Source organism: Streptomyces sp. NTD91 (assembly GCF_059510455.1).
In genome coordinates this window covers 100401-123500 of the sequence record NZ_JCAJZW010000024.1, presented here as the reverse complement: position 1 = coordinate 123500, position 23100 = coordinate 100401, and the positions used below count along the sequence as shown (strand labels likewise).

19 protein-coding genes are annotated in these 23100 nt (G+C 72.4%); 15 read left to right on the top strand and 4 right to left on the bottom strand.

Features of this window, described 5'->3' with window-relative positions:
- Positions 1 to 190: 190 nt before the first annotated feature.
- Positions 191 to 2629 carry a bifunctional SulP family inorganic anion transporter/carbonic anhydrase gene (locus tag AC5WRT_RS23940; RefSeq protein ID WP_496095729.1) on the bottom strand — a complete coding sequence of 813 codons (2439 nt, stop codon included), beginning with the start codon at positions 2627 to 2629 and terminating at the stop codon, positions 191 to 193.
- A 275-nt stretch (positions 2630 to 2904) separates the two neighbouring features.
- Between AC5WRT_RS23940 and AC5WRT_RS23935 the strand changes: the two genes are divergently transcribed.
- Positions 2905 to 4188 (top strand): polysaccharide deacetylase family protein, encoded by a 1284-nt coding sequence (locus tag AC5WRT_RS23935; RefSeq protein ID WP_496095730.1) that lies wholly within the window; start codon positions 2905 to 2907, stop codon positions 4186 to 4188.
- Between the two features lie 51 nt (positions 4189 to 4239).
- On the opposite strand, the gene AC5WRT_RS23930 is transcribed toward AC5WRT_RS23935, so the two are convergent.
- Positions 4240 to 5232 (bottom strand): ATP-binding protein, encoded by a 993-nt coding sequence (locus tag AC5WRT_RS23930; RefSeq protein ID WP_496095731.1) that lies wholly within the window; start codon positions 5230 to 5232, stop codon positions 4240 to 4242.
- Positions 5233 to 5333: 101 nt separating this feature from the next.
- On the opposite strand from AC5WRT_RS23930, the gene AC5WRT_RS23925 reads away from it, so the two are divergent.
- Positions 5334 to 6158, top strand: a complete 825-nt coding sequence (locus AC5WRT_RS23925) for a Fic family protein (RefSeq protein WP_496095732.1) — start codon at positions 5334 to 5336, stop codon at positions 6156 to 6158.
- Positions 6159 to 6528: 370 nt separating this feature from the next.
- Here the strand turns inward: AC5WRT_RS23925 and AC5WRT_RS23920 are convergent, their stop codons facing one another.
- Positions 6529 to 7359, bottom strand: a complete 831-nt coding sequence (locus AC5WRT_RS23920) for an HAD family hydrolase (RefSeq protein ID WP_496095733.1) — start codon at positions 7357 to 7359, stop codon at positions 6529 to 6531.
- A gap of 591 nt (positions 7360 to 7950) precedes the next feature.
- Here AC5WRT_RS23920 and ssd point away from each other — a divergent pair.
- From ssd to AC5WRT_RS23885, 7 genes are all read left to right on the top strand, one after another.
- Positions 7951 to 9057 (top strand): septum site-determining protein Ssd, encoded by a 1107-nt coding sequence (gene ssd, locus AC5WRT_RS23915; protein ID WP_496095734.1) that lies wholly within the window; start codon positions 7951 to 7953, stop codon positions 9055 to 9057.
- Positions 9054 to 10262, top strand: coding sequence for a TadA family conjugal transfer-associated ATPase (locus AC5WRT_RS23910; RefSeq protein ID WP_496095735.1), 1209 nt, complete (start codon positions 9054 to 9056; stop codon positions 10260 to 10262). The genes ssd and AC5WRT_RS23910 overlap by 4 nt, the downstream gene beginning before the upstream one ends.
- On the top strand, positions 10252 to 11115 hold the full coding sequence (locus AC5WRT_RS23905) for a type II secretion system F family protein (protein WP_496095818.1): 864 nt from the start codon (positions 10252 to 10254) through the stop codon (positions 11113 to 11115). Before AC5WRT_RS23910 ends, AC5WRT_RS23905 begins: the two co-directional genes overlap by 11 nt.
- A gap of 135 nt (positions 11116 to 11250) precedes the next feature.
- Positions 11251 to 12036 carry a type II secretion system F family protein gene (locus tag AC5WRT_RS23900; protein WP_496095736.1) on the top strand — a complete coding sequence of 262 codons (786 nt, stop codon included), beginning with the start codon at positions 11251 to 11253 and terminating at the stop codon, positions 12034 to 12036.
- Between the two features lie 90 nt (positions 12037 to 12126).
- Positions 12127 to 12375, top strand: a complete 249-nt coding sequence (locus AC5WRT_RS23895; protein WP_496095737.1) for a DUF4244 domain-containing protein — start codon at positions 12127 to 12129, stop codon at positions 12373 to 12375.
- Complete coding sequence (locus AC5WRT_RS23890) at positions 12362 to 12736, top strand: TadE family type IV pilus minor pilin (protein ID WP_496100587.1); 375 nt, start codon at positions 12362 to 12364, stop codon at positions 12734 to 12736. Before AC5WRT_RS23895 ends, AC5WRT_RS23890 begins: the two co-directional genes overlap by 14 nt.
- A gap of 197 nt (positions 12737 to 12933) precedes the next feature.
- Complete coding sequence (locus tag AC5WRT_RS23885; protein WP_496095820.1) at positions 12934 to 13449, top strand: Rv3654c family TadE-like protein; 516 nt, start codon at positions 12934 to 12936, stop codon at positions 13447 to 13449.
- Between the two features lie 82 nt (positions 13450 to 13531).
- Here AC5WRT_RS23885 and AC5WRT_RS23880 read toward each other — a convergent pair whose 3' ends face one another.
- Complete coding sequence (locus AC5WRT_RS23880; protein ID WP_496095738.1) at positions 13532 to 16039, bottom strand: DEAD/DEAH box helicase; 2508 nt, start codon at positions 16037 to 16039, stop codon at positions 13532 to 13534.
- A gap of 78 nt (positions 16040 to 16117) precedes the next feature.
- Here AC5WRT_RS23880 and bldG point away from each other — a divergent pair, with 78 nt between their 5' ends.
- From bldG to AC5WRT_RS23850, 6 genes are all read left to right on the top strand, one after another.
- Positions 16118 to 16459, top strand: a complete 342-nt coding sequence (bldG, locus tag AC5WRT_RS23875) for an anti-sigma factor antagonist BldG (RefSeq protein WP_010986038.1) — start codon at positions 16118 to 16120, stop codon at positions 16457 to 16459.
- A 202-nt stretch (positions 16460 to 16661) separates the two neighbouring features.
- Positions 16662 to 17093: an ATP-binding protein gene (locus AC5WRT_RS23870; protein WP_496095739.1), complete on the top strand. Its 432-nt coding sequence runs from the start codon at positions 16662 to 16664 to the stop codon at positions 17091 to 17093.
- Between the two features lie 271 nt (positions 17094 to 17364).
- Positions 17365 to 19767, top strand: coding sequence for a sodium-translocating pyrophosphatase (locus AC5WRT_RS23865; protein WP_496095740.1), 2403 nt, complete (start codon positions 17365 to 17367; stop codon positions 19765 to 19767).
- 226 nt (positions 19768 to 19993) lie between these two features.
- Positions 19994 to 20623 carry a small secreted protein gene (locus AC5WRT_RS23860; protein ID WP_496095741.1) on the top strand — a complete coding sequence of 210 codons (630 nt, stop codon included), beginning with the start codon at positions 19994 to 19996 and terminating at the stop codon, positions 20621 to 20623.
- A gap of 126 nt (positions 20624 to 20749) precedes the next feature.
- Complete coding sequence (locus AC5WRT_RS23855) at positions 20750 to 22270, top strand: DUF7059 domain-containing protein (protein WP_496095742.1); 1521 nt, start codon at positions 20750 to 20752, stop codon at positions 22268 to 22270.
- 395 nt (positions 22271 to 22665) lie between these two features.
- On the top strand, positions 22666 to 22863 hold the full coding sequence (locus tag AC5WRT_RS23850) for a hypothetical protein (RefSeq protein ID WP_496095743.1): 198 nt from the start codon (positions 22666 to 22668) through the stop codon (positions 22861 to 22863).
- Positions 22864 to 23100 lie beyond the last annotated feature (237 nt).

Sequence of the window (23100 nt, the reverse complement as noted above, 5' to 3'; positions counted from 1 at the left end):
CTCACGACATCTCCCTCTCGAAGGGTGTCCGTTGTGTCCCGGGCCACAGCTCATCAGACACGGGGGCCGGTGACAAGGGCCGTCGGCGAAATTGGTTTAGACCTGTCCTGGGCGGTGGTGGTGCGGCCGGGTCGCGCGCGTGCCTCACGCCGACCTGAACGCCTTTCTCACGTCGGCGCGCGTCCCTCTCTCACCCCGGACTGTGCGCCTCCCGCGCACGGGCCCCGTCCGTGACGCCTGCCGCGACGTCCTCGAACACGTCGGCTCCCTCGTTCCGTGCCAGCAGATACGCCTGTGCCTCGCCCACGTCGAAGTACATCCCGTGCAGCTCCAGCTCACCCCTGGCCAGCGCCCGGACCACCGGAGCGTGCGCCCGCAGGTGCTCCAACTGCTGGACCACGTTGATCAGGCACAGCTCCTCCATCGCGTCCGCCGTGGGCCGCCCGGCGAGCCGGGGCCGGGCGCGGCGGCTCTCGGCCATGCGCTGCAGACTCGGCACCCCGTGCCGCAACCAGCGCCCCAGCGGGGTGTCCCCGCCGACCTGCTCCGCGCTGCCAGGGATGTCCCCGCGGGCGCCCTCCGTGCTCCCCGTGGGGCTCGCGGTCAGCAGCGCCCGTACCGCTCCGCACCCCGAGTGTCCGCACACCGTGATGGAGCGCACACCGAGCACCTCCACCGCGTACTCGACGGCAGCCGCCACCGAGTGGTCGCCGTGCTCCTCGCCCGGGGCCGGCACCAGGTTGCCGACGTTGCGGACGACGAACAGGTCGCCGGGGCCACTCGCGGTGATCATCGACGTGACGAGCCGGGAGTCGGCACAGGTGAGGAAGAGCTGTGCCGGCCGCTGGCCCTCCCGGGCGAGCCGCGCCAGCTCCGCACGCACCAGCGGCGCGGTGTCGCGCTGGAACGAGCCGACCGCACGGGCCAGTTCGTGTCCTGCTTCCCGGCCCGCCGGTGCGGCGACGGCGCCCGGGCAACAGGACCGGTGACCGCGCCAGGGCGTCCAGGGGCGGCACCGGCATCCGGGGGAGGGAGCCGGTCCGGTGGGTGCGGGCGACGCGGAGGTCGGGGCCGGTCCGGTGGACGGAGCCGGTTCGGCGTTCCGGGTTCCGCCCCGGCGCCCCGTCAGCTCGGCCCTGCCGCCCCGGGCGGTGTGGGCGCTGCGCCAGTCCTGCAGCGACTCGTACGCCGCGTGGTCCATGAACGATGACTCCAACTCCAGCACGGCGTGGGCGCCTTGGGGTACGAGATGCAGGGCTCGGCTGAGCCGGGGCACCGCGAGGAACGTCAACTGGCCCCGGACTCTTACGTGATGGACTCCTTCTCTCTCTTCATGGGTGATCCGGGTGCGGGCGAGGCGGTGGAGGGAGACGGCGACTGCCACGGCGACCCCGAGGAGCACGCCCTGCAGGACGCCGAGGAGCACCACGCCGAGTGTGGCCGCGGCGTAGACCGGCACTTCGCGGTGGCGCGTCACCGTGCGGATGTGGTGCAGGGACACCACCTGGATGCCGACGGCCATCACCAGGGCGGCGAGAGAGGCGAGAGGGATCTTCTCCAGGATCGGGAGCATCAGCAGCGCGGCGACTGCTACGAGAACGCCGTGCAGCATCGTGGAGTTCCGGCTCACGGCACCGGATGCGACATTCGCCGTACTGCGCACGGCCCCCCCGGCGACCGGCAGCCCGCCGAGCGCTCCGGAGACGACGTTGGCGGCTCCCTGCCCCAGCAGCTCCCGGTCGGGATCGGAGCGGCCGGCGCGCGGAGCCGGGCCGGGGCGGGCCGCGACCAGCTTGTCCACGGCCACCGCGCCGAGCAGCGACTGCACGCTGCACACCAGGGTGGTGGTGAGCACGGCGAAGGCCAGTCCGAGCGCCGTTCCCTCGGGCAGTCCGGGCAGGGCGTGGCTGCGCCAGGACGGCAGGTCGACCCGGGGCAGGGACAGGCCGGTGAGGGCTGCCGCGGCGGTGGCCCCGGTCACCGCGACCAGGGCGGCCGGCACGCTGCGGAGCAGCCGTCCGGCGCGGCCGGGCAGCCGGGGCCAGGCCATGAGCAGGGCCAGCGTCAGCGCGCTCGTCGAGACGGCGGCCGGATGCAGGCGGGCCAACTGCGCGGGCAGGGCGAGGACGTTGGCGAGCACGGAGCTATCGGGACTGCCGTCGAGGACGATGTGCAGTTGGGCGACGGTGATGGTGATGCCGATCCCGGCGAGCATGCCGTGCACCACGGCCGGGCTGACGGCGAGGGCGGCGCGCGCGACCCGCAGGAGTCCGAGGCCGAGTTGGGCGAGTCCGGCGAGGACGGTGATGCCACAGGTGGCCCGCCAGCCGTAGCGGTGGATCAGGTCGGCGGTGACCACGGTGAGTCCGGCGGCGGGACCGCTGACCTGCAGCGGGCAGCCGCCGAGCCGGCCGGCGACGAGTCCGCCCACGGCGGCGGCGACGAGGCCGGCCTGGAGCGGGGCGCCGGTGGCCAGAGCGATCCCGAGGGACAGGGGCAGGGCGATGAGGAGGACCGCGATGGACGCCGACAGGTCGGCGCCGGCCAGGGCGAGCGGGCGCGTGCGGGTCGGCGGTGGACTGTGCGGGGGGTGGGGGTGCTGAGTGTGCGGGGGCGTGAAGACCGACACGGTCCCGTCTCCTTCAGGGCGGCGGGATGGAGTGATACATGGCAAAGAGAACGTAATCCGACGTAAAGGCCATGCATAGCGTTTCGCGGCAAACAGCCCAATCGATTCCCCGGGCGAGGGAAGTAATTGCTTGATCGGCTTGTCGTACTGATCCCTTCTCGATCCCGTGCGACCTTGGCGGTGCTGTCGGTGCGAGCCCGGCGCACCACCAGAAAACGGCCCACATCGGCGATTGCCGGAGAGAAGCCGGAGAGAAGGAAGAAGGTGGGCGGAACATGGCCGCCACCCAGAGGGTCGCCGTCGGCGTCATGGTCGCCGCGGCCTGCGCCTCGTCGCTCGCCGGTTGTGCGACCGGCTCCGACGCCTCCCACGGTTCTCACGGCCCGAAGCAAGCCGCGCCCGGACCGCAGGCGGGGGTGCCGGCGCCCGGCAGTGTGTTCCGGCTGATCGGCGACGGATCCACCGCGTACACCGGCTCACAGCCGCATCTGCTCCGCCCGGAACGGCTGAAGTCCGGTCAGAGGCCGCCGCAGTTCGTGGTGTTCTCCTGGGACGGTGCGGGCGAGGGCAGCCAGAAGCTGTTCGCGCACTTTCGTGAGGTGGCCAAGGCGAACCACGCGACCATGACGTTCTTCCTGAGTGGCGTGGACATGCTGCCGAAGGAGAAGCGCGAGCTGTACAAGCCGCCCCAGCACGCGCCGGGCAGTTCCGACATCGGCTTCAGCGACGAGAAGGGCATCGCCGACACGGTCGAGCAGGCCCGGCTGGCCTGGCTGGAGGGCGATGAGATCGGCACCCACTTCAACGGCCACTTCTGCGGGCCCGACGGCGGGATCGGCACCTGGTCGGTGGACGAGTGGAAGAGCGAGATCGCCCAGGCCAAGCAGTTCGTGAAGACCTGGAAGACCAACACGGGCATGACGAAGACGGCGCCACTGCCCTTCGATTACGACAAGGAACTGATCGGCGCACGGACCTCCTGCCTGGAAGGCCGGAAGAACTTCATGAAGGCGGCCCGCGAGCTGGGCTTCCGCTATGACTCCAGCGGCGCGGCCGAACAGGTCTGGCCCAGCGAGAAGGACGGCCTGTGGGACCTGTCGATGCAGAAGGTGCCGTTCCCCGGGCACACCTACGAGCGGTTGACCATGGACCGTGACTTCATGGTGAACCAGTCCGGGACCCGGACCCAGGGTGACCCGGACAAGTTCGAGTACTGGGGCGACCAGATGCGCGACGGTCTGGTCAAGGGCTTCTACCGGGCCTACGACGGCAACCGCGCGCCGCTGGTCATCGGCAACCACTTCGAGTCGTGGAACGGCGGCACGTACATGCGCGCCGTCGAGGAGACGGTGAAGGAGGTGTGCAACAAGCCCGAGGTGCGCTGTGTCTCCTTCCATCAGCTGGTCGACTGGCTGGATGCCCAGGATCCGAGGGCCCTGGGGAGGCTCCGCACCCTCCAGGTGGGCGAGGCCCCCAGGCAGGGCTGGGCGTCCTTCCTCTCCGGTCGCCCGGCCCCGGCGCCGAAGGGGGTGCCCGGAGCGCCGGCGGTCAGGCCGTAGACACCACGCGCGAACCGTGGACGTCGCGTCCGGGCGTTCACACCGTGGGAGTCATACGGTCGTCGTGGCCTGCGCGCCGAGGGATTCGCCGAGCACGAAGGCGGGGTCGACCTGGGCGGCCAGGTCGGCCCCGGTGCGTTCGTTGCCCCACGCCTCGGCGTTCTTCAGGTGGAAGTGCACCATCTGCTGGGTGTAGCGCTCCCAGTCCCGCAGCGCGTACGTGGCGTCCGCGGCGGCCCGCAGGGTGTGCAGAGCGCGGGCGTTGGTCTCCTCCAGCAGGTCGAACCGGGGCGGTCGGCCCTTCTCCATGGCGCGCACCCAGTCCGAGCGGCCGACGGCCACGAGCAGGTCGTCCCCGACCTCCGCGCGCAGAAAGTCGATGTCGTCCTGCTCCTGGATCTTGTTGCCGACGACCTTCAGGGCGACGCCGAAGTCGCGGGCGTACTCCTTGTACTGGCGATGGACGGAGACCCCCTTCCGGGTCGGTTCGGCGACGAGGAACGTCATGTCGAAGCGGGTGAACATGCCGGAGGCGAAGGAGTCCGAACCCGCGGTCATGTCGACCACGACGTACTCGTCGGGGCCGTCGACGAGGTGGTTCAGGAACAGCTCCACCGCTCCCGTCTTGGAGTGGTAGCAGGCGACCCCGAGGTCGGCGGCCGTGAAGGGGCCGGTGACCATCAGACGGACGGCGCCGCCGTCGAGTTCCACCGGCCGCGCGCAGGCGTCGTAGACCGGATTCGGCTCGCGCACCCGGACCAGCCGTGAGCCCGCACCGGGAGGAGTTGTTTTGATCATCTGAGCGGTGGAGCGGATGCGCGGGTTGGTGCCACGCAGATACTCCTTGATCAGTGGCAGCCGTGCGCCCATGGCGGGCAGTGCGGCGGCCTGCGACTCGGTGAGGCCGAGCGCGGGACCGAGGTGCTGGTTGATGTCCGCGTCGATGGCGACCACCGGTGCACCGGCAGCCGCGAGATGGCGGATGAACAGGGAGGAGAGCGTGGTCTTGCCACTGCCCCCCTTTCCGACGAAAGCAATTTTCATGTTCACCAACAGTAGTCAATCGATGGCTGTCCGTGTCATGGCCGAGTGAAGAAGACCACTCCTTCGAGGGGTCGGCCGAGGGGATGCGTAGGGTCGTACGCATGAGTACGACTGGCGCGAACGCCGACCCGCTCGCAACCCTGGGTTCGCTGCCCGGCGTGGCCGAATCCGTGGAGTCCGTGCGCAAGGCCGTGGACCGGGTCTACGGGCATCGGATCATGCGACGGCGCAGCTCCGAGATCACCTCCGAGGCGGCGCTGCGCGGCGCCCGCGGCTCCGCGGCGCTGTCCGGCGCCGACTGGGCTCTGGAGGAGGTGCGGCGGCGTACCGACTTCGGCGGTGACGCGGACGCGCGCGTCATGGGTGCCGCTCTCAGGCTTTCGGCGGAGTCCGGACAGCTGCTGTCCATCTGGCGGCAGTCGCCCCTCAGGGTGCTGGCACGGCTGCACGTGGTGGCCGCGGCGACCCAGGGCGACGAGGTCGGCAGGCCGCGCCAGGCCGGCGAGCCGGTGGACGAGCCACTGGTCGAGCTGCCGCTGCCGGACGCCCGGGAGGTCTCCGGCCGGCTGGAGGGGCTCGCCGACCTGATCATCGCGGGGACATCGGCACCGGCACTGGTGACGGCGGCCGTGGTGCACGGCGAGCTGCTCGCGCTGCGGCCCTTCGCGTCCCACAACGGCCTCGTTGCTCGCGCCGCCGAGCGGATCGTGCTGATCGGCAGCGGACTGGACCCCAAGGCGATCTGTCCGGCCGAGGTCGGCCACGCCGAGCTGGGCCGCGCCTCCTATCTGTCCGCGCTGGAGCAATACGTCTCCGGCACCCCGGAGGGCATGGCGGCCTGGATCGCGCACTGCGGCAGAGCGATCGAGCTGGGTGCGCGCGAGTCGACGGCCGTGTGCGAGGCACTGCAGCGCGGCGCGGCCTGAGGGGGCGACACCCCGGACATGGGTTGCGGCGGTACGAGAACTCGTACCGCCGCTGGCATGCTCACCGAGTTACCAAGCGTCCTCGATATCTGCCCATCAGGTCGGGGACTTTGCCCGTCACCTGGTGCGGCTGGCCCGTAATCGACGGGTCGACGTCGCGTGGGTGCCCGGTGTCCATGCGCGGTCCGTGGGGCCGGTGCGTAGTGAGGTGATCCTCTCGGATGTCCTTCGGTCTCGCGGGCCTAAGGCCTTTGTACCGCGAGCCGCAAGGAAGCGGAACCCCCGGCTGCGGTTCTTTGCTTCCGGTTAAAAACACGGATGAACCGGACAGGTTTTCGAGTGCCGTGCGTCGGTGGCGAGCCGCTGCCGCTCAGGCGGTGGTCCGGCGCCGGCTGGCGTACCAGACAAGGCCGGCGGTCGCGGCTGCCGCACCTATGGCCGCCGCCGCGACCAGCGCGGGGCCGGGCGCTACGGAGAACGTGGGCAGCCGCTTCTTCAGCGGGACCGGCCGGCGGAACTCGAGAACCGGCCACCCGCGCGCGAGTGCCTCACGGCGCAGCGCGCGGTCCGGGTTCACCACGTGCGGGTGCCCGACTGCCTGGAGCATCGGCAGATCGGTCGCCGAGTCGCTGTACGCGTAGCAGTGGTCGAGGTCGTAGCCCTCGGACACGGCCAGTTCCCGGACCGCCTCGGCCTTGGTCGGGCCGTAGGCGTAGTACTCCACCTCCCCGGTGAAACAGCCGTCCTCGCCGACGACCATGCGGGTGGCCACCACCCGGTCCGCGCCCAGCAGTTCGCCGATCGGCTCGACCACCTCGGCTCCCGAGGTCGACACGATCACCACGTCGTGGCCGGCCGCGTGGTGCTCCTCGATGAGGGAGGCGGCCTCGTCGTAGATGATGGGGTCGATCAGGTCGTGCAGGGTCTCGGCGACGATCTGTCGTACCTGCTGTACGTTCCAGCCGCGGACCAGGGCGGACAGATACTCGCGCATCCGCTCCATCTGGTCGTGGTCCAGGCCGCCGGCCAGGAAGACGAACTGGGCATATGCGGTGCGCAGCGCGGCCCTGCGGCTGATCAGTCCGCCTTGGTAGAAGGACTTGCCGAAGGTGAGCGTGCTCGACTTCGCAATGACCGTCTTGTCCAGATCAAAGAAGGCCGCCGCGCGGGGCCAGGAGTGGTTTTCCACGCCCCTGAGCATAGGCGCCCACCATTCGGCGTAAGGTGGGGCGCGTGGGTTTGCCTGAGAGGCCTCTCGGGTACACCATGGAAGTCACGGATCGTTCGCGACCGTGCTAACCCGGTCCGACTCCTCCCCCCCCGAGTCGGCCGTGGGGACGACCCCCGCTCTCCCCCCCGGCGGGGGTCGTCGCATGTCCGGACGGGTTTTCTCCCTCCTTCCCCTTTTCCCGAGCGACCGCGGGGCCGACACGGCCGCGCCGCGGCCGCCGCTTCGGCACGCCAAGATCCGTTACTGCGGGTAATCATCGCGCTGCTCTGTGGAAGTCGCCCAGGGATCGGTCCAGAGGTCACCGGTATGGGTGACGGTGATATTCACAGGCCCCGAGTTGTCCACAGATTTCGACCAAGATCCACATGATTTCGCGGATCGCTGCACCGTGATTCCAGCGCGCTCGGCCGGGGCGAGTTCCTGGCCGGTTCCGATTGCCGGAGCGCCTGTGACCGGTTTCTGCCGCCCGCTCATATGCGAGCCACTTGCCGGTTCTTCACACCTTTGGGAATCGCGTGGCCGCAGGGGCCGTGCGACCCACGCAGCGAAGGGGGAGCACCCGTGACCGCAGCCGTCACCCACGACCCGCCGCCCGGCGCCTCGGACCCGCCGGGCCGGCCCCTCATCCTCACCGAGGACGCCGAGCTCCTGGACGACCTGCTGCGCCTGTGCGCGGCCGCCGGTGCCACCCCCGAGGTCCACCACGGCGTACCGGAACACGGCGACGGCTGGGAGACGGCCCCGCTGGTGCTGGTCGGGGACGACGCCGTCCGCCGGGTCCACGGGGCCACACGCCGGCGCGGCGTGGTGCTCGTCGGCCGCGACCAGGACGACCCCGGGGTGTGGCAACGCGCGGTCGAGATCGGCGCCGACCACGTCCTGATGCTTCCCGACGGCGAGCAGTGGCTCGTCGACCGGATCGCCGACGTCGCCGAGGGAGTCGGCCGCCCGGCCCTCACCGTCGGGGTGATCGGCGGCCGGGGCGGGGCCGGGGCCTCCACGCTCGCGTGCGCGCTCGCCGTCACCTCCGCGCGCGAGGGACTGCGCACCCTCCTCGTGGACGCCGATCCGCTCGGCGGTGGACTCGACGTACTGCTCGGCGGGGAGAGCACCGACGGACTGCGCTGGCCCGCCTTCGCCGCCTCCCGCGGCCGGGTCGGCGGCGGCGCGCTGGAGGAGTCGCTGCCCGAACTGCACTCCCTGCGCGTGCTCAGCTGGGACCGCGGCGACTGCGTCGCCGTCCCGCCGCAGGCGGTGCGCGCGGTGCTGGCCGCCGCCAGGCGGCGCGGCGGCACGGTCGTGGTGGACCTGCCCCGCCGCCTCGACGACGGAGTCGCCGAGGTCCTCGCCCAGCTCGACCTCGCACTGCTCGTCGTCCCTGCCGAACTGCGCGCGGTGGCCGCCGCCGGGCGGGTCGCCTCCGCCGTCGGCATGGTCGTGCGCGACCTGCGGGTGGCGGTGCGCGGGCCGTACGCACCCGGGCTGGACGACCGGGAGGTGGCCCGGCTGCTCGGCCTGCCGCTGGCAGGGGAGGTGCCGGTCGAACCGGCGCTGCAGCGCCCGCACAGCGGCGCGAAGCCGCCCGCAGCGACCGGACGCGGCCCGCTCGCCCGCTTCTGCCTGAACTTCTGGGAGCGTGCGCTGGTCGAGGCCGGAGGCACCCGATGACCCTTCCCGGACTCGACCGCGTGGACGGCGCCGCCCTGCTCGACGGCGTCCGGCGTCGACTTGCCGAGAGCGGCGCCGAACCCACCCCCGCGCGCGTGGCCCAGGCCCTGCGCGAACAGGGCCGGGTGCTCGGCGACGCCGAAGTCCTCGGTGCTGCCCGGCAACTGAGGTCCGAACTCGTCGGCACCGGCCCCCTGGAGCCGTTGCTCGCCGACCCGGACGTCACCGACGTCCTGGTGTCCGCCCCGGGCCGGGTGTGGGTCGACCGCGGCGGCGGTCTGGAACTGACCACGGTGACCTTCCCCGACGCGGCGGCCGTACGACGCCTCGCCCAGCGGCTCGCCGCCGTGGCCGGACGCCGGCTGGACGACGCCCGGCCGTGGGCGGACGCCCGGCTGCCGGACGGCACCCGGCTGCACGCGGTGCTGCCCCCGGTCGCCGTCGGCTGCACCTGCCTGGCCCTGCGGGTCGTACGGCCCCGGGCGTTCACGCTGGACGAACTGGTCGAGGCCGGCACGGTGCCGCCCGGCGGCGAGCGGATCCTCAAGGCGCTGCTCGCGGCCCGGCTGTCCTTCCTCGTCAGCGGCGGCACCGGAAGCGGCAAGACGACGCTGCTCAGCGCCCTGCTGAGCCTGGCCGGGGCGGGCGAGCGGATCGTGCTCGCCGAGGACTCGGCGGAGCTGCGGCCGGACCATCCGCACGTCGTCCGGCTGGAGACCCGGCCCGCCAACCAGGAGGGCGCCGGCCTGGTCGCCCTGGAGGACCTCGTCCGGCAGGCGCTGCGGATGCGGCCCGACCGGCTGGTCGTCGGAGAGGTCCGCGGACCGGAGGTCGTGCATCTGCTCGCGGCCCTCAACACGGGTCATGAAGGCGGCTGTTGCACGGTCCATGCCAACGCCGCCGGAGACGTCCCGGCCCGCCTCGAGGCACTGGCCACGGCCGCCGGGCTGGACCGGGTCGCGCTGCACAGCCAGCTGGCCGCGGCGCTCTCCGTCGTCCTGCACCTGGTACGGGACCGGTCCGGGCGGCGCCGGATCGCCGAGGTGCACGTCCTGGAGCGGGACGCCTCGGGGCTGGTCAGGACCGTGCCGGCGCTGCGCTGGGGTGAGCGGGCCTTCGTGCGGGAGCGGGGCTGGGAGAGGCTGCGGGACCTGCTGGGAGCCGCGGGCGAGTTCGAGGACGAGGGTGACGGAAGTGATCGGTGAGACGTCCCTGAGCGCCGCGCTGGTCTGTCTCGGCGCGCTGGTCCGGCTGCTGGGCGGGTGGCACTACGGAATGCGGCGGGCGAGGCTGCTCCTGGCGGGCGGTGGAGAGGTGACGACCGGCCCACCCTCCTGGGACCGGGCCTTCGCGCGACTGCGGAACACGGGTGGCCGCTTGGGGGCCGAATGGTGGGCGCTCGCCGCCGGCCTGCTGCTCGGCCTGGTGGGTGCCTCGGTGCTTCCGGTCGTCGCGGGGGCGGCGGGGGTGCCGGTGCTGCGCCGGGTGCGGCTGGCCCGGCAGGCCCGCCGCGTCCGGGAGCGACAGGCGGACGCGGTGATCGCCCTGTGCGGGTCGCTCGCCGGGGAGGTGCGCGCCGGACGGCAGCCGGGGGAGGCGCTGCTGCGGGCGGCGCGGGACTCCGGCGGGCTCGGCGAGGTGCAGGCGGCCGTGGTCGCGGCGGCGCGGTTCGGTGGGGACGTGCCGGGCGTGCTCGCCGCAGCGGCCCGGCAACCGGGCGCCGAGGGGCTGCTCGGGCTGGCCGCGTGCTGGCGGGTGGCCGTCGACCAGGGCGCCGGACTCGCGGCAGGCCTGGACCGGCTGGAGGCTGCCCTGCGCGCCGAGCGCGACCAACGCGCGGACCTGCACGCGCAGCTGGCAGGCGCCAGAGCGACCACGGTCCTTCTCGCCGTGCTCCCCGCACTCGGCCTCCTCCTCGGCTCGGCCATGGGCGCGGCCCCCCTTCACGTCCTGCTCCACACCGGCGCCGGCCTCGGCTGCCTCGCGATCGGATCCGCCTTCGAGATCGCCGGGACGTGGTGGGCCTTGCGGATCGTGCGGGGAGCGGGGGCGGTGTGAGTGGGGAAGCGGCGTCACGAGCGCGGGGGGACGTCGGCGACGGGGCGCCATGTGTCGGGGCGGGCGGCGGATGCGGAAAGGACGGACGGGCGTGACGCGGGGCGGGGTTCAGGACGTGTGGGGAGAACGGGCGGTATGAGCGGGGAAGTTGTCCACAGGCTGGGGATGGCCGCGGTCCTGGCGTCGGCCCTCGGCTGGGCGGTCCTGCTGCCGGACCTGCTCCGGCGGCGGCGCCGGGCGCGGCGGCGGGTGGCCGAGTTGCTGGGGTCGGAAGTGCCGGTGGGCCGGTCGCAGTTCGCGGCGGCGGCGGCGTGCGCGGCGCGGCAGTGGCTGGCGCCCGCCGGGGCGGCGTGCGGGGTGTGGGGGCTGGTCGGCGGGGTGAGCGGAGGTGTGCTGGGGCTGGGCGCCGGGGCTCTGCTGTGGCGGTGGTGGAGCCGGCAGTCGGCGTCCGGGCGGACGGAGCAGGGCGACTCCGTCGAAGCCGTACGACAACTCCCGCTGGCCGCCGACCTGCTGGCGGCCTGCATCGCCGCCGGTGCCGGTCCGGTGATCGCCGCCCAGGCGGTGGGCGATGCGCTCGGCGGACCGGTCGGGGAGGCGCTGGCGCGAGGTGCGGCGGAGGTACGGCTCGGTGGCGAACCGGCGGACGCCTGGCGGAGGTTGGCCGAGCGACCCGGAGCCGGCGCGCTGGCGCGGCTGCTGGCACGGGCCGACGAGTCCGGGCTCCCGGCGGCAGGGCCGGCCGCCCGTCTCGCCTCCGACGCACGCGCCCAGTGGACCCGCACGGCGACGGCCCGGGCCCGGCGCGCGGCCGTGCTGATCTCCGCGCCGGTGGGCCTGTGCTTCCTGCCCGCCTTCATCGCGGTCGGCGTGCTGCCCGTCGTGATCGGACTCGCGGGCGGCGTGATGGGAGGCAGATGAGACGCACGAGAGCCGACGAGCCCGAACAATCGACGACATCGCGGAGAACCGCGAGAACCGCGAAGGAACTGAACCTCACGGGGGTTGGAAATGCACCTGTACAGGAAGATCGAGGAAACGGCGGCACGACTGCGGTGGAAGGGCCGCGGAGCTGGGCCGAAGGGTCGCGGGGGCGGACGGGAGTGCCGAGGGGACGCCGGAATGGTGACATCCGAGTACGCGATGGGGATCATCGCGGCCGTCGGGTTCGCGGTGCTGCTCTACGAGGTCGTGACCAGCGGCCAGGTCCGCGGCGAGCTGCAGGACATCGTGAAGAAGGCCCTCAGTGAGCGGATGTGAGCGGGGCGGGGACCGGGGGTTCGTGACCGCGGAGGCGGCCGTGGTGCTGTGCGTCCTGGTGGCCTTCACGATGGCGCTGGTGTGGGGGCTGCTCGTGGTGTCCGCGCAGATCCGCTGCGTGGACGCCGCTCGCATCGGCGCCCGGGCCGCAGCCCGGCAGGATTCCGCCGACGCGGTGATCACGACGACCCGCGAGGCGGCGCCGCACGGGGCGCGCGTGACGGTGGGACGCGAGGGCGACCAGGTCCGAGTGACGGTCGTGGCCAGGCCGCCGATGTTGCGCGGACTGCCGTTCGAGCTCCGGGAGGAAGCCGTCGCCCCGGCCGAGGAGACGGCGCGGAGCGGGGAGACGGGGCAGTGAGACGCGGGCGTGCGCGGGATCGGTGGTGTGTCGAGCCGGGGTCAGGCGCTGTGTGGCGTCTGTGGCGCTCGGACGTGCGAGCCGCGACTGCGAGGAGCGGGCTACGCACCGGGCGTGCGGCCGCCCCGGCGGGGCGTCGCGGGCACCAGGGCGGAGGATCCGCCACGGACGGGAGCCGGCGGCGCGCTGACCGGGGACTGGCCGCGTCGGGGAGCCGACGGCACCCCGACCGGGGTTCCGCCACCGTCTGGAGCCTGGGGGCGATGGCGGTGCTGTGCCTGGTGTTCGGTGCCGTGCTCGCGCTCGGGCAGGCCGTCGTCGTCCGGCACCGGGCGGCCGGCGGCGCGGACCTGGCGGCGCTCGCGGCGGCGGCGCACTGGGACGAGGGCGGCGTGGCGGCCTGCGCGCGGGCCGAGCGGGTGGCCGCGGCCCAGGGGGTACGACTGGTGCGCTGCACGATCGTCGGCGAGACCTCGGACGTGACGGCGGCCTCGGGTAAGGGACCGTTCAGGGCAAAGGCCAGGGCGAGAGCGGGTCCGGCGGGTCCGGTGCCGGACGGATCGGTGCCGGCCGGTCCCGAGCCGGGAGGACCGGCGCCGACCGACCCCGTACCGGCGGGCCCCCTGCCGGGAGCCCCGGTGCCGGGAGCCGCGGTGCCGGGAGCCTCCCAGCGCCCGGCGCCTGCCCCGGCGCCCCCTGAACCGGCACCATGACGCCCGGAGGGGCCGGCCCCGCCCGCCCACACTCACCGGCCGGCTCACCCCCGCCCACCGGTGTGGTCAGATCCCGCCACTGTCAAGCCCGAGGCGCCTGCCCCCCGGTCGGCTCCGGCGTCGGCCGTTCGCCCGGCTCCTCCTCCGGCGCCCCCCGCAGCAGCACCGTGAGGAGCCGCACCGCCCCCCTCTTGTGCAGCGGGTCGTTGCCGTTGCCGCACTTGGGGGACTGGATGCAGGAGGGGCAGCCGGCCTCGCACTCGCAGGAGGCGATGGCCTCGCGGGTGGCGGTGAGCCAGGCGCGGGCGGTGCGGAAGGCGCGCTCGGCGAAGCCCGCGCCGCCCGGGTGACCGTCGTACACGAACACCGTGGGCAGCAGAGTGTCCGGGTGCAGGGGCACGGACACGCCGCCGATGTCCCAGCGGTCGCAGGTCGCGAAGAGGGGGAGCATGCCGATCGAGGCGTGTTCGGCTGCGTGCAGGGAGCCGCCGAGGATCTCCGGGCTGATCCGGGCCTCGTCCAGCTGGTCGTCGGTCACGGTCCACCACACCGCGCGCGTGCGCAGCGTACGAGGAGGAAGGTCGAGTTTGGTCTCGCCGAGCACTTCACCGGTGATGAGGCGTCTGCGCAGGTAGGAAACGACCTGGTTGGTGACTTCGACCGAGCCGTAGCAGAGGCGGCCGGCGCCCCAGGGGATCTCGGTGTCCGTCTCCAGGACGGAGATCGACGTGGTGTCGCGGGCGACCGTGGAGTACGGCGGGTCGGCCTGCTCGACCAGGGCGACCGAGTCCTCCAGGTCCAGCCGCCGTACCAGGTAGGTGCGGCCCTGGTGGAGGTGGACCGCGCCCTCGTGGACCGTGGAGTGTGCCGCGCCCGCGTCGACCGTGCCGAGCAGGCGGCCGGTGCCGGACTCGACGACCTGCACCGGGCGCCCGCCGGCGCCCCGGATGTCCGTCAGGTCGGCGGCCCGCTCCCGGCGCGTCCAGTGCCAGGCCTTCGTCCGCCGGCGCAGCAGCTTCGCGGCCTCCAGCTGCGGCAGCACGTCCGCGCAGGCGGGGCCGAAGAGATCCAGGTCGTCCTCGGTCAGCGGGAGCTCCGCGGCGGCGGCGCACAGGTGCGGGGCGAGGACGTAGGGGTTGTCGGGGTCCAGGACCGTGGATTCGACCGGCTGGTCGAACAGGGCCTCCGGGTGGTGGACGAGGAAGGTGTCCAGCGGGTCGTCGCGGGCGACCAGCACCGCCAGCGCGCCCTGCCCGGAGCGGCCCGCGCGGCCCGCCTGCTGCCACAGGGACGCGCGCGTGCCCGGGTAGCCGGCGATGACGACCGCGTCCAGACCGGAGACGTCCACGCCGAGCTCCAGGGCCGTCGTGGCGGCGAGCCCGAGGAGTTCGCCGGAGTGCAGGGCGCGTTCCAGGGCGCGGCGCTCCTCGGGGAGGTAGCCGCCGCGGTAGGCCGCGACACGCCGGACCAGGGAGCGGTCGACCTCGGCGAGCTTCTCCTGGGCGATCACCGAGATCAGCTCGGCGCCGCGCCGGGACCGCACGAAGGCGACCGAGCGCACGCCCTGCACGGTCAGATCGGTGAGCAGATCGGCGGTCTCGGCGGTGGCGGTACGCCGTACGGGCGCACCCTTCTCGCCGTGCAGCTCGGTCAGCGGGGGCTCCCAGAGGGCGAAGACGAGCTCCCCGCGCGGGGAGGCGTCGTCGGCCACCTCGGTCACCGGCAGGCCGGTCAGCCGCCGGGCGGCGACGGCGGGCTCGGCGGCGGTCGCCGAGGCCAGCAGGAACACGGGCGAGGCGCCGTAGCGGGCGCACAGCCGGCGCAGCCGGCGCAGCACCTGGGCGACGTGCGAGCCGAACACGCCCCGGTAGGTGTGGCACTCGTCGACGACGACGTACTTGAGCGACTTCAGGAAGGAGGACCAGCGCGGGTGGGACGGGAGTATCCCGCGGTGCAGCATGTCGGGGTTGGTGAGGACGTAGTTGGCGTACTGGCGGATCCACTCCCGCTCCTCGAAGGGGGTGTCGCCGTCGTACACGGCCGGGCGTACTGCGGTGCCCAGCGGCTGTGAAAGTTCCTTCACCGACCGGCACTGGTCCGCCGCAAGTGCCTTGGTGGGGGCCAGGTACAGCGCGGTGGCCCCTCGGCCGTTCGGAGTCTCGGCGCCGTCCAGAAGGGTGGACAGCACGGGCACGAGGTAGGCGAGGGACTTGCCGGAGGCGGTGCCGGTGGCGACGACCACCGAATCGCCGTCCAGGGCGTGCTCGGCGGCCAGTGCCTGGTGCGCCCAGGGATGTTCGATGCCGCACGCCCGGACGGCCGCGATCACCTCGGCGCGAATCCGATGAGGCCAGACGGCATGGCGGCCCGCGCGCGGGGGCAAGTGCTCCGTATGGGTGATGCGCGCAGCCCGGCTCGGCCCGGAGGCGAGCCGGTCCAGGACCGTGCCCGGAGACGGGCACGATGCCGGGTCCGCCGGGGATCGATCGGATCGGTGATTCTTGGCCATCGGCACCGAGTGTGTCACTGGCGTGACGGACAATGGAGCCAAGGCGTCGTGCACGCCTGCCAGTAAGTGATTGAATGCCATCGCGGCTGGCGATGCGTCCCGGGGGCCGCCGAGGTGTCCCGAGGGACGACCGCTCGATAGCAAGGTGCTGGAGGATCCGTGGACCTGTCCCTGTCGACCCGTACCGTCGGCGATCGTACGGTCGTCGAGGTCGGTGGCGAAATCGATGTATACACCGCGCCCAAGCTGCGCGAGCAGCTGGTCGAGCTGGTGAACGACGGCAATTTCCACCTCGTCGTCGACATGGAGGGCGTGGACTTCCTCGACTCCACCGGGCTCGGCGTGCTGGTCGGCGGTCTGAAGCGAGTGCGTGCCCATGAGGGTTCGCTGCGCCTGGTCTGCAACCAGGAGCGCATTCTCAAGATCTTCCGTATCACCGGCCTCACCAAGGTGTTCCCGATCCACACCTCGGTCGAGGAAGCGGTGGCGGCCACCGACTGACCCTGGACCGGTCACCGGCGCCGGGCTCCCGTGTGAGCCCGGACGCCGACCGGTCCGGTCCGGCCCGTTGCGTTCGCGGCCGGTGCGTCGACCGATTCCGTCCCGGGCCCTGGAGCGGCGCGGGGCACAGCAGCACAGCAGGGGGTGCGGGCTCTCGGCGGCCCCGCCCCCGACCGCACGCCCGTAGTCGCGAGGGGGATGCATGGCCACCGTCGAACTCCGCTTCAGCGCGCTGCCCGAGCACGTCCGGACCGCCCGGTTGGTGGCGGCCGCGGTGGCACGCAGGGCCGGAGTGGACGAGGCCGTCCTGGACGAGGTCCGGCTCGCCGTCGGCGAGGCCTGCTCGCGCGCCGTCGGGCTGCATCAGAGCAGCGGCATCAGCGCGCCGGTGAAGGTGGCGCTGATCGAAGAGGAGAAACAGTTCTCCATCGAGGTCGGCGACGAGGCACCGCATGCCGCTCCGGGCGGCGCGCCCGGAGCCGGACAGGACGCCGACACGGAGGTCGAGGAGGACGAGATGGGCCTCGCGGTCATCAGCGGCCTCGTCGACGACGTCCAGGTCACCACCGGGCACGACGGCGGTCTGATCCGTATGACCTGGCCGACCGCACCACCGGCCGCGACGCTCGTCTGAGCGTCGTACCACCACGTCACGAGGGCCCTGCCGAGCGGGGCCCTCGGTGCTTTTTCCGGCGGCGGGCGACACCCCCCGGAATTCGTGAAGGAATTCACGATCATTGCCAACGCCTTGAGGGCATTACTCCATTCGGGTTGTCCGGAGAGATCTCGATCATTTGCTGATGAGTCGCCGGAGGCTAATTCCGTTTACCGCGCCCTGTTTAGATCACACTGAGGTACCTAGAATCCCCACATCTTGAGCTCAGCCCAAGCGTCAAGGAGGACGAATGGCGGGGCTTTCTACCCCTCAATCGGGTCACCTCACATCCCTCGCAGCCGCAGTCCTGACCGACGACAACCGGATCATCGTGGCCGTCATCGCGGCGGTCGCGCTGGCCGCGCTGGTGGTCGCAGGCATCCTGGTGCGCCAGGTGCTTGCGGCGGGCGAGGGCACCGACAGCATGAAGCGGATCGCCGAGGCGGTCCAGGAAGGCGCGAAGGCGTATCTCGCCCGGCAGCTGCGCACGCTCGGCGTATTCGCGGTCGTCGTCTTCTTCCTGCTCCTGCTGCTGCCCGCGGACGACTGGAATCAGCGTGCCGGACGATCGGTGTTCTTCCTGATCGGCGCGGCGTTCTCGGCGGCCACCGGCTATATCGGCATGTGGCTCGCCGTGCGCAGCAATGTGCGCGTTGCCGCGGCCGCCCGCGAAGCCACCCCGGCACCCGGCGAACCGCAAAAGGATCTCACCACCGTCTCGCACACCGCGATGAAGATCGCATTTCGCACGGGCGGCGTCGTCGGCATGTTCACGGTGGGGCTCGGCCTGCTGGGCGCCTCCTGCGTGGTGCTGGTGTACGCGGCCGACGCACCGAAGGTGCTGGAGGGCTTCGGCCTCGGCGCCGCCCTGATCGCGATGTTCATGCGTGTGGGCGGCGGCATCTTCACCAAGGCCGCCGACGTCGGCGCCGACCTGGTCGGCAAGGTCGAGCAGGGCATTCCGGAGGACGATCCGCGCAATGCCGCGACCATCGCCGACAACGTGGGCGACAACGTCGGCGACTGCGCGGGCATGGCGGCCGACCTGTTCGAGTCGTACGCCGTGACCCTGGTGGCCGCCCTGATCCTCGGCAAGGCCGCCTTCGGCAACTCCGGCCTCGCCCTGCCGCTGCTGGTTCCCGCGATCGGCGTCGTCACGGCGATGATCGGGATCTTCGCGGTCGCCCCGCGGCGCGCCGACCGCAGCGGTATGACGGCGATCAACCGCGGCTTCTTCATCTCCGCGCTGATCTCCCTCGCGCTGGTCGCGATCGCGGTCTTCGTCTACCTGCCGTCGAAGTACTCGGCCCTCAGGGGCATCTCCGACGCGGCGATCCGGGGCAAGGACGGCGATCCACGGATCCTCGCCCTGGTCGCGGTGGCGATCGGCATCCTGCTCGCCGCCGTCATCCAGCAGCTGACCGGCTACTTCACCGAGACCAACCGGCGCCCGGTCAGGGACATCGGCAAGACGTCCCTGACCGGACCGGCCACGGTCGTGCTGTCCGGCATCGCGGTGGGACTGGAATCGGCCGTCTACACCGCACTGCTCATCGGCCTCTCCGTGTACGGTGCGTTCCTGCTCGGCGGTACGTCGATCATGCTGGCGCTGTTCGCGGTGGCGCTGGCCGGCACCGGTCTGCTCACCACGGTCGGCGTGATCGTCGCCATGGACACCTTCGGCCCGGTCTCCGACAACGCGCAGGGCATCGCCGAGATGTCCGGTGACGTCGAGGGCGCCGGCGCGCAGGTGCTCACCAACCTGGACGCGGTCGGCAACACGACCAAGGCCATCACCAAAGGCATCGCCATCGCCACCGCCGTGCTCGCGGCGTCGGCGCTGTTCGGGTCGTACCGCGACGCGATCACCACCAACGTGCAGGACGTCGGGGCGAAGCTCACCGGCCGGGGGGCGCCGCTCAGTCTGTCCCTGGACATCTCGCAGCCCAACAACCTCGTCGGCCTCATCGCGGGCGCTGCGGTCGTCTTCCTCTTCTCCGGACTGGCCATCAACGCCGTGTCGCGGTCGGCGGGTTCGGTGGTGTTCGAGGTGCGGCGGCAGTTCCGTGAGAAGCCCGGGATCATGGACTTCACCGAGAAGCCCGAGTACGGCAAGGTCGTCGACATCTGCACCAAGGACGCCCTGCGGGAGTTGGCCACGCCAGGTCTGCTCGCCGTGATGGCGCCGATCTTCGTCGGGTTCACGCTCGGCGTCGGCTCGCTCGGCTCCTACCTCGCCGGCGCGATCGGCGCGGGCACGCTGATGGCGGTGTTCCTCGCCAACTCGGGCGGCGCCTGGGACAACGCCAAGAAGCTGGTGGAGGACGGCCACCACGGCGGCAAGGGCAGCGAGGCCCACGCGGCCACGGTGATCGGCGACACCGTCGGCGACCCCTTCAAGGACACCGCGGGCCCGGCGATCAACCCGCTGCTCAAGGTCATGAACCTGGTCTCGCTGCTGATCGCGCCCGCGGTGATCAAGTTCTCCTACGGCAGCGACAAGAGCCTGGGCGTACGGATCGGGGTCGCGATCCTCGCACTGGCCGTGATCGTCGTCGCCGTGTACGTCTCCAAGCGGCGCGGAATCGCCGTGGGCGACGACGACAGCGCCGAGCGGATCTCCAACTCACCCAATACGGCGGTGGTTTCCTGACCTTTGCGGGAATTCCCCGCTCAACGGCCGGGCGGGCGGCGCGTGCTGACGCGCCGCCCGCCCGCTGCCGTCCGCAGGCCGCACGACCGCCCACGGGCCGTCTGTGGGCTCGCCCACGTGGTGAGCCTTCTCTCTCATGGTGCAAAGGCGTACAAAGCGCGCCTTACGGAGCGTACGGGGTGCGGAGGGTGTGCGTCCGCCGTGTAGGGTCCGTGGGCCGAGAGCCATGGAAGGGACCAATCCGGTGAACAAGAAGCTCACGGCCGCACTGTCCGGCGGTGCGGTACTGGTGGTGGCGCTGACGGGATGCAGCAGCAGCGGCGGCGGCGACAAGGGGCCCGACCCCAAGCTGGTCGCCTGGGCCAAGTCGGTGTGCGACGCGGTGCCCGCCCAGGACGCGAAGATCAAGGCGGCGAACGCGGCGATCAGCACGACGGCCGCCGACACCGCCAAGCCCGAGACCCTGCAGAAGACGGATTCGCAGGCCTTTCAGGACATGGCCGACGGCTACAAGGCGATAGCCGCCGCCGTCAGCAACGCGGGCGCGCCTCCCGGCGTCAAGGACGGCGCTCAGCGGCTGCAGGACGTCGTGAAGAGCTTCAACGGCCTGTCCGCCTCCTACGCCGGCCTGAAGAAGCAGGTCGACGCGCTGGACACCAAGGACCAGGCCAAGTTCGCCTCCGGGCTGCACGACATCGCGGTGAAGATGACGGACCTGGAGAAGCAGCACCAGATCGGCACCGACGCGCTGGAGAAGCTCCAGCAGGGTGACGTCAAGAACGCCATCGCCCAGCAGGCCAGCTGCAAGAAGGTCGCGGCCACGGCTTCGTCGCCCTCGTCGCCCTCGGCGGGCTGACCGGACACCGGGCAGGCCGCTCCTGCGGCGGACGGCCGGAGGGCGGCGGCCGGGGCGAGCCGTGCCACGTGCCGGTGAGGCGTGCTGAGGCCGCCTCCGGGAGGTGCCGCGGGCCACAATGGGGGCGTGACTGACTCCGGACTCGCTTCCCTGCCCGCCTCCGACCGGCCCGACATCGCCGCGCGCCTGCGTGACGCGCTGCTGGCCTCCTCCTTCACCGCCGACGGGCTGCTCGACCTGCTCGGCGCCCCCGCGTACGCGGCGCTGGCCCGCAGCGAGACCGTGCCCGCACTGAGGGCGACCCGTGGCGACACGCCGCTGGAGACGCTCGTACGGCTGTTCCTGCTCCAGCAGCCGGTGCCGTACGCGCGCCTGGCGGCCGTTCTGCCGGCGGAGGAGGCCCTGGAGGCCGGGTGGCTCACGCGCGTGGGTGGCGACGAGGTGGCCGCGACCGTCGACGTACGGCCCTACGGCGGCCCCGGCGGCGAGGACTGGTTCATCGTCTCCGACCTGGGCTGCGCCGTCGGCGGGGCCGGGGGCGTCGGACAGCGCGACGAGGGGGTCGTGCTGGGCGTCGGGGGCGCCTCCACGACTCTCGCCGGGATCACCGTCCGTGCGCCGGTCGCGTCCGCTCTGGACATCGGCACCGGTTCCGGTATCCAGGCGCTGCACGCCGCGCAGCACGCCACACGCGTGACGGCGACCGACCTCAACCCGCGCGCCCTGCACATCACCGCGCTCACGCTCGCGCTCTCCGGCGCTCCCGCCGCCGACCTGCGCGAGGGTTCGCTCTTCGAGCCGCTCAGGGACGACGAGACCTTCGACCTGATCGTCTCCAACCCGCCGTTCGTCATCTCGCCCGGTGCCCGCCTCACCTACCGGGACGGCGGCATGGGCGGGGACGATCTGTGCCGCTCGCTCGTTCAGCAGGCGGGGGAACGGCTGAACGAGGGCGGGTTCGCGCAGTTCCTCGCCAACTGGCAGCACGTGGCGGGGGAGGACTGGCAGGACAGACTCAGGTCGTGGGTGCCGCGCGGGTGCGATGCCTGGATCGTGCAGCGCGAGGCACAGGACGTCACACAGTACGCCGAGCTGTGGCTGCGGGACGCCGGTGACCACCGCGGGGACCCGGCGCAGTACCAGGCGCGGTACGACGCCTGGCTCGACGAGTTCGAGGCGCGCAAGGTCAAGGCGATCGGCTTCGGCTGGATCACCCTGCGCAGGACGGGTTCCGCCGAACCCGTCGTCACCGTGGAGGAGTGGCCGCACCCCGTCGAGCAGCCTCTCGGGGACACGATCCGGGCGCACTTCGAGCGTCTCGACTATCTCCGGGAGCACGACGACGCGGCGCTGCTCGACAGCCACTTCGAACTCGCCGCCGAGGTCATCCAGGAGCAGGTCGGGCTGCCCGGTGCCGAGGACCCGGAGCATGTGGTGCTGCGCCAGCACCGCGGGTTGCGCCGGGCCACGAAGGTGGACACGGTCGGCGCCGGGTTCGCGGGCGTGTGCGACGGCACGCTGAGCGCGGGCCGCATCCTGGACGCCATCGCCCAGCTCGTGGACGAGGACCCGGTCGTCCTCCGTGACCGGACGCCCGCGCAGATCCGCCTGCTGGTGGAACAGGGCTTCCTGGAGCCGGTGCGCTGAGAGGTGTACGGCGGATGGGATGACGGCCGGCGCTGAGGTGTACGGCGGCTCGGGGTGCCCCGAGGCAGGGCGCACGCCCGTGCCGTCGTAGCCGCTCCCGGATGCCTTCGTGGTCCGTGCCCCGGATCATCGTCGTACGCCGGTGACACGGTCCGGTGCGGGAGCGGCGCCCGGCGCGACACGCCCGTGCCGGCCGGCGGCGGGTGCCCTGCGGCGTCGGCCGGACGGAAAACGGCCGGAAAATTACGGACGCCGTGCTCACTCAGGGTGCTGTTCGGGCGTGTGTTCGATGTCACGGTGTTCGTTCGTTCACTCCGATGTCACCCGCCCGCCGCCCGCCCGTGCCACTCTCCCGGCCGGGTCGGAGCCGAACGGCACGGAAGAGGTGGGCGGGGATGGAGAGCGGGCCGGCGATCTTCGTGGGAGCGGTGTTCGCCCTGTTCGGAGGCGCAGTGCTGGCCTGGACCGGCACCCGCCTCAGGCGCCGTGAGCCGGTGGCCCATGGTGTGAACCGGATCGCATCGGCGGCCCTGGCGAGCGTGGCCGGGACGGTCGCGCTGGCCCTCGGCCTGTACTGCCTCACGCGCCTCTGACATCGGTGGGCGCATCGTGGCGAGCGTGCCGGGAGAGTAAGGGGAGCGCCACGCTCCGGACATGCCGCGCGTGGGTACCCGGCACTCCGGGCGGCAGGAATGGCGGTAGTCGGGTTACCGTTCGAGTGGCCGTTGTGGGCTTTTCCCGTTTGACACGGGGGCGGGATGTACCGTCACACTCCGCAGCGTCACACGTGCCAGCAGTACGCCGCGACCCCGGGACGAAGGCCTGGGGAG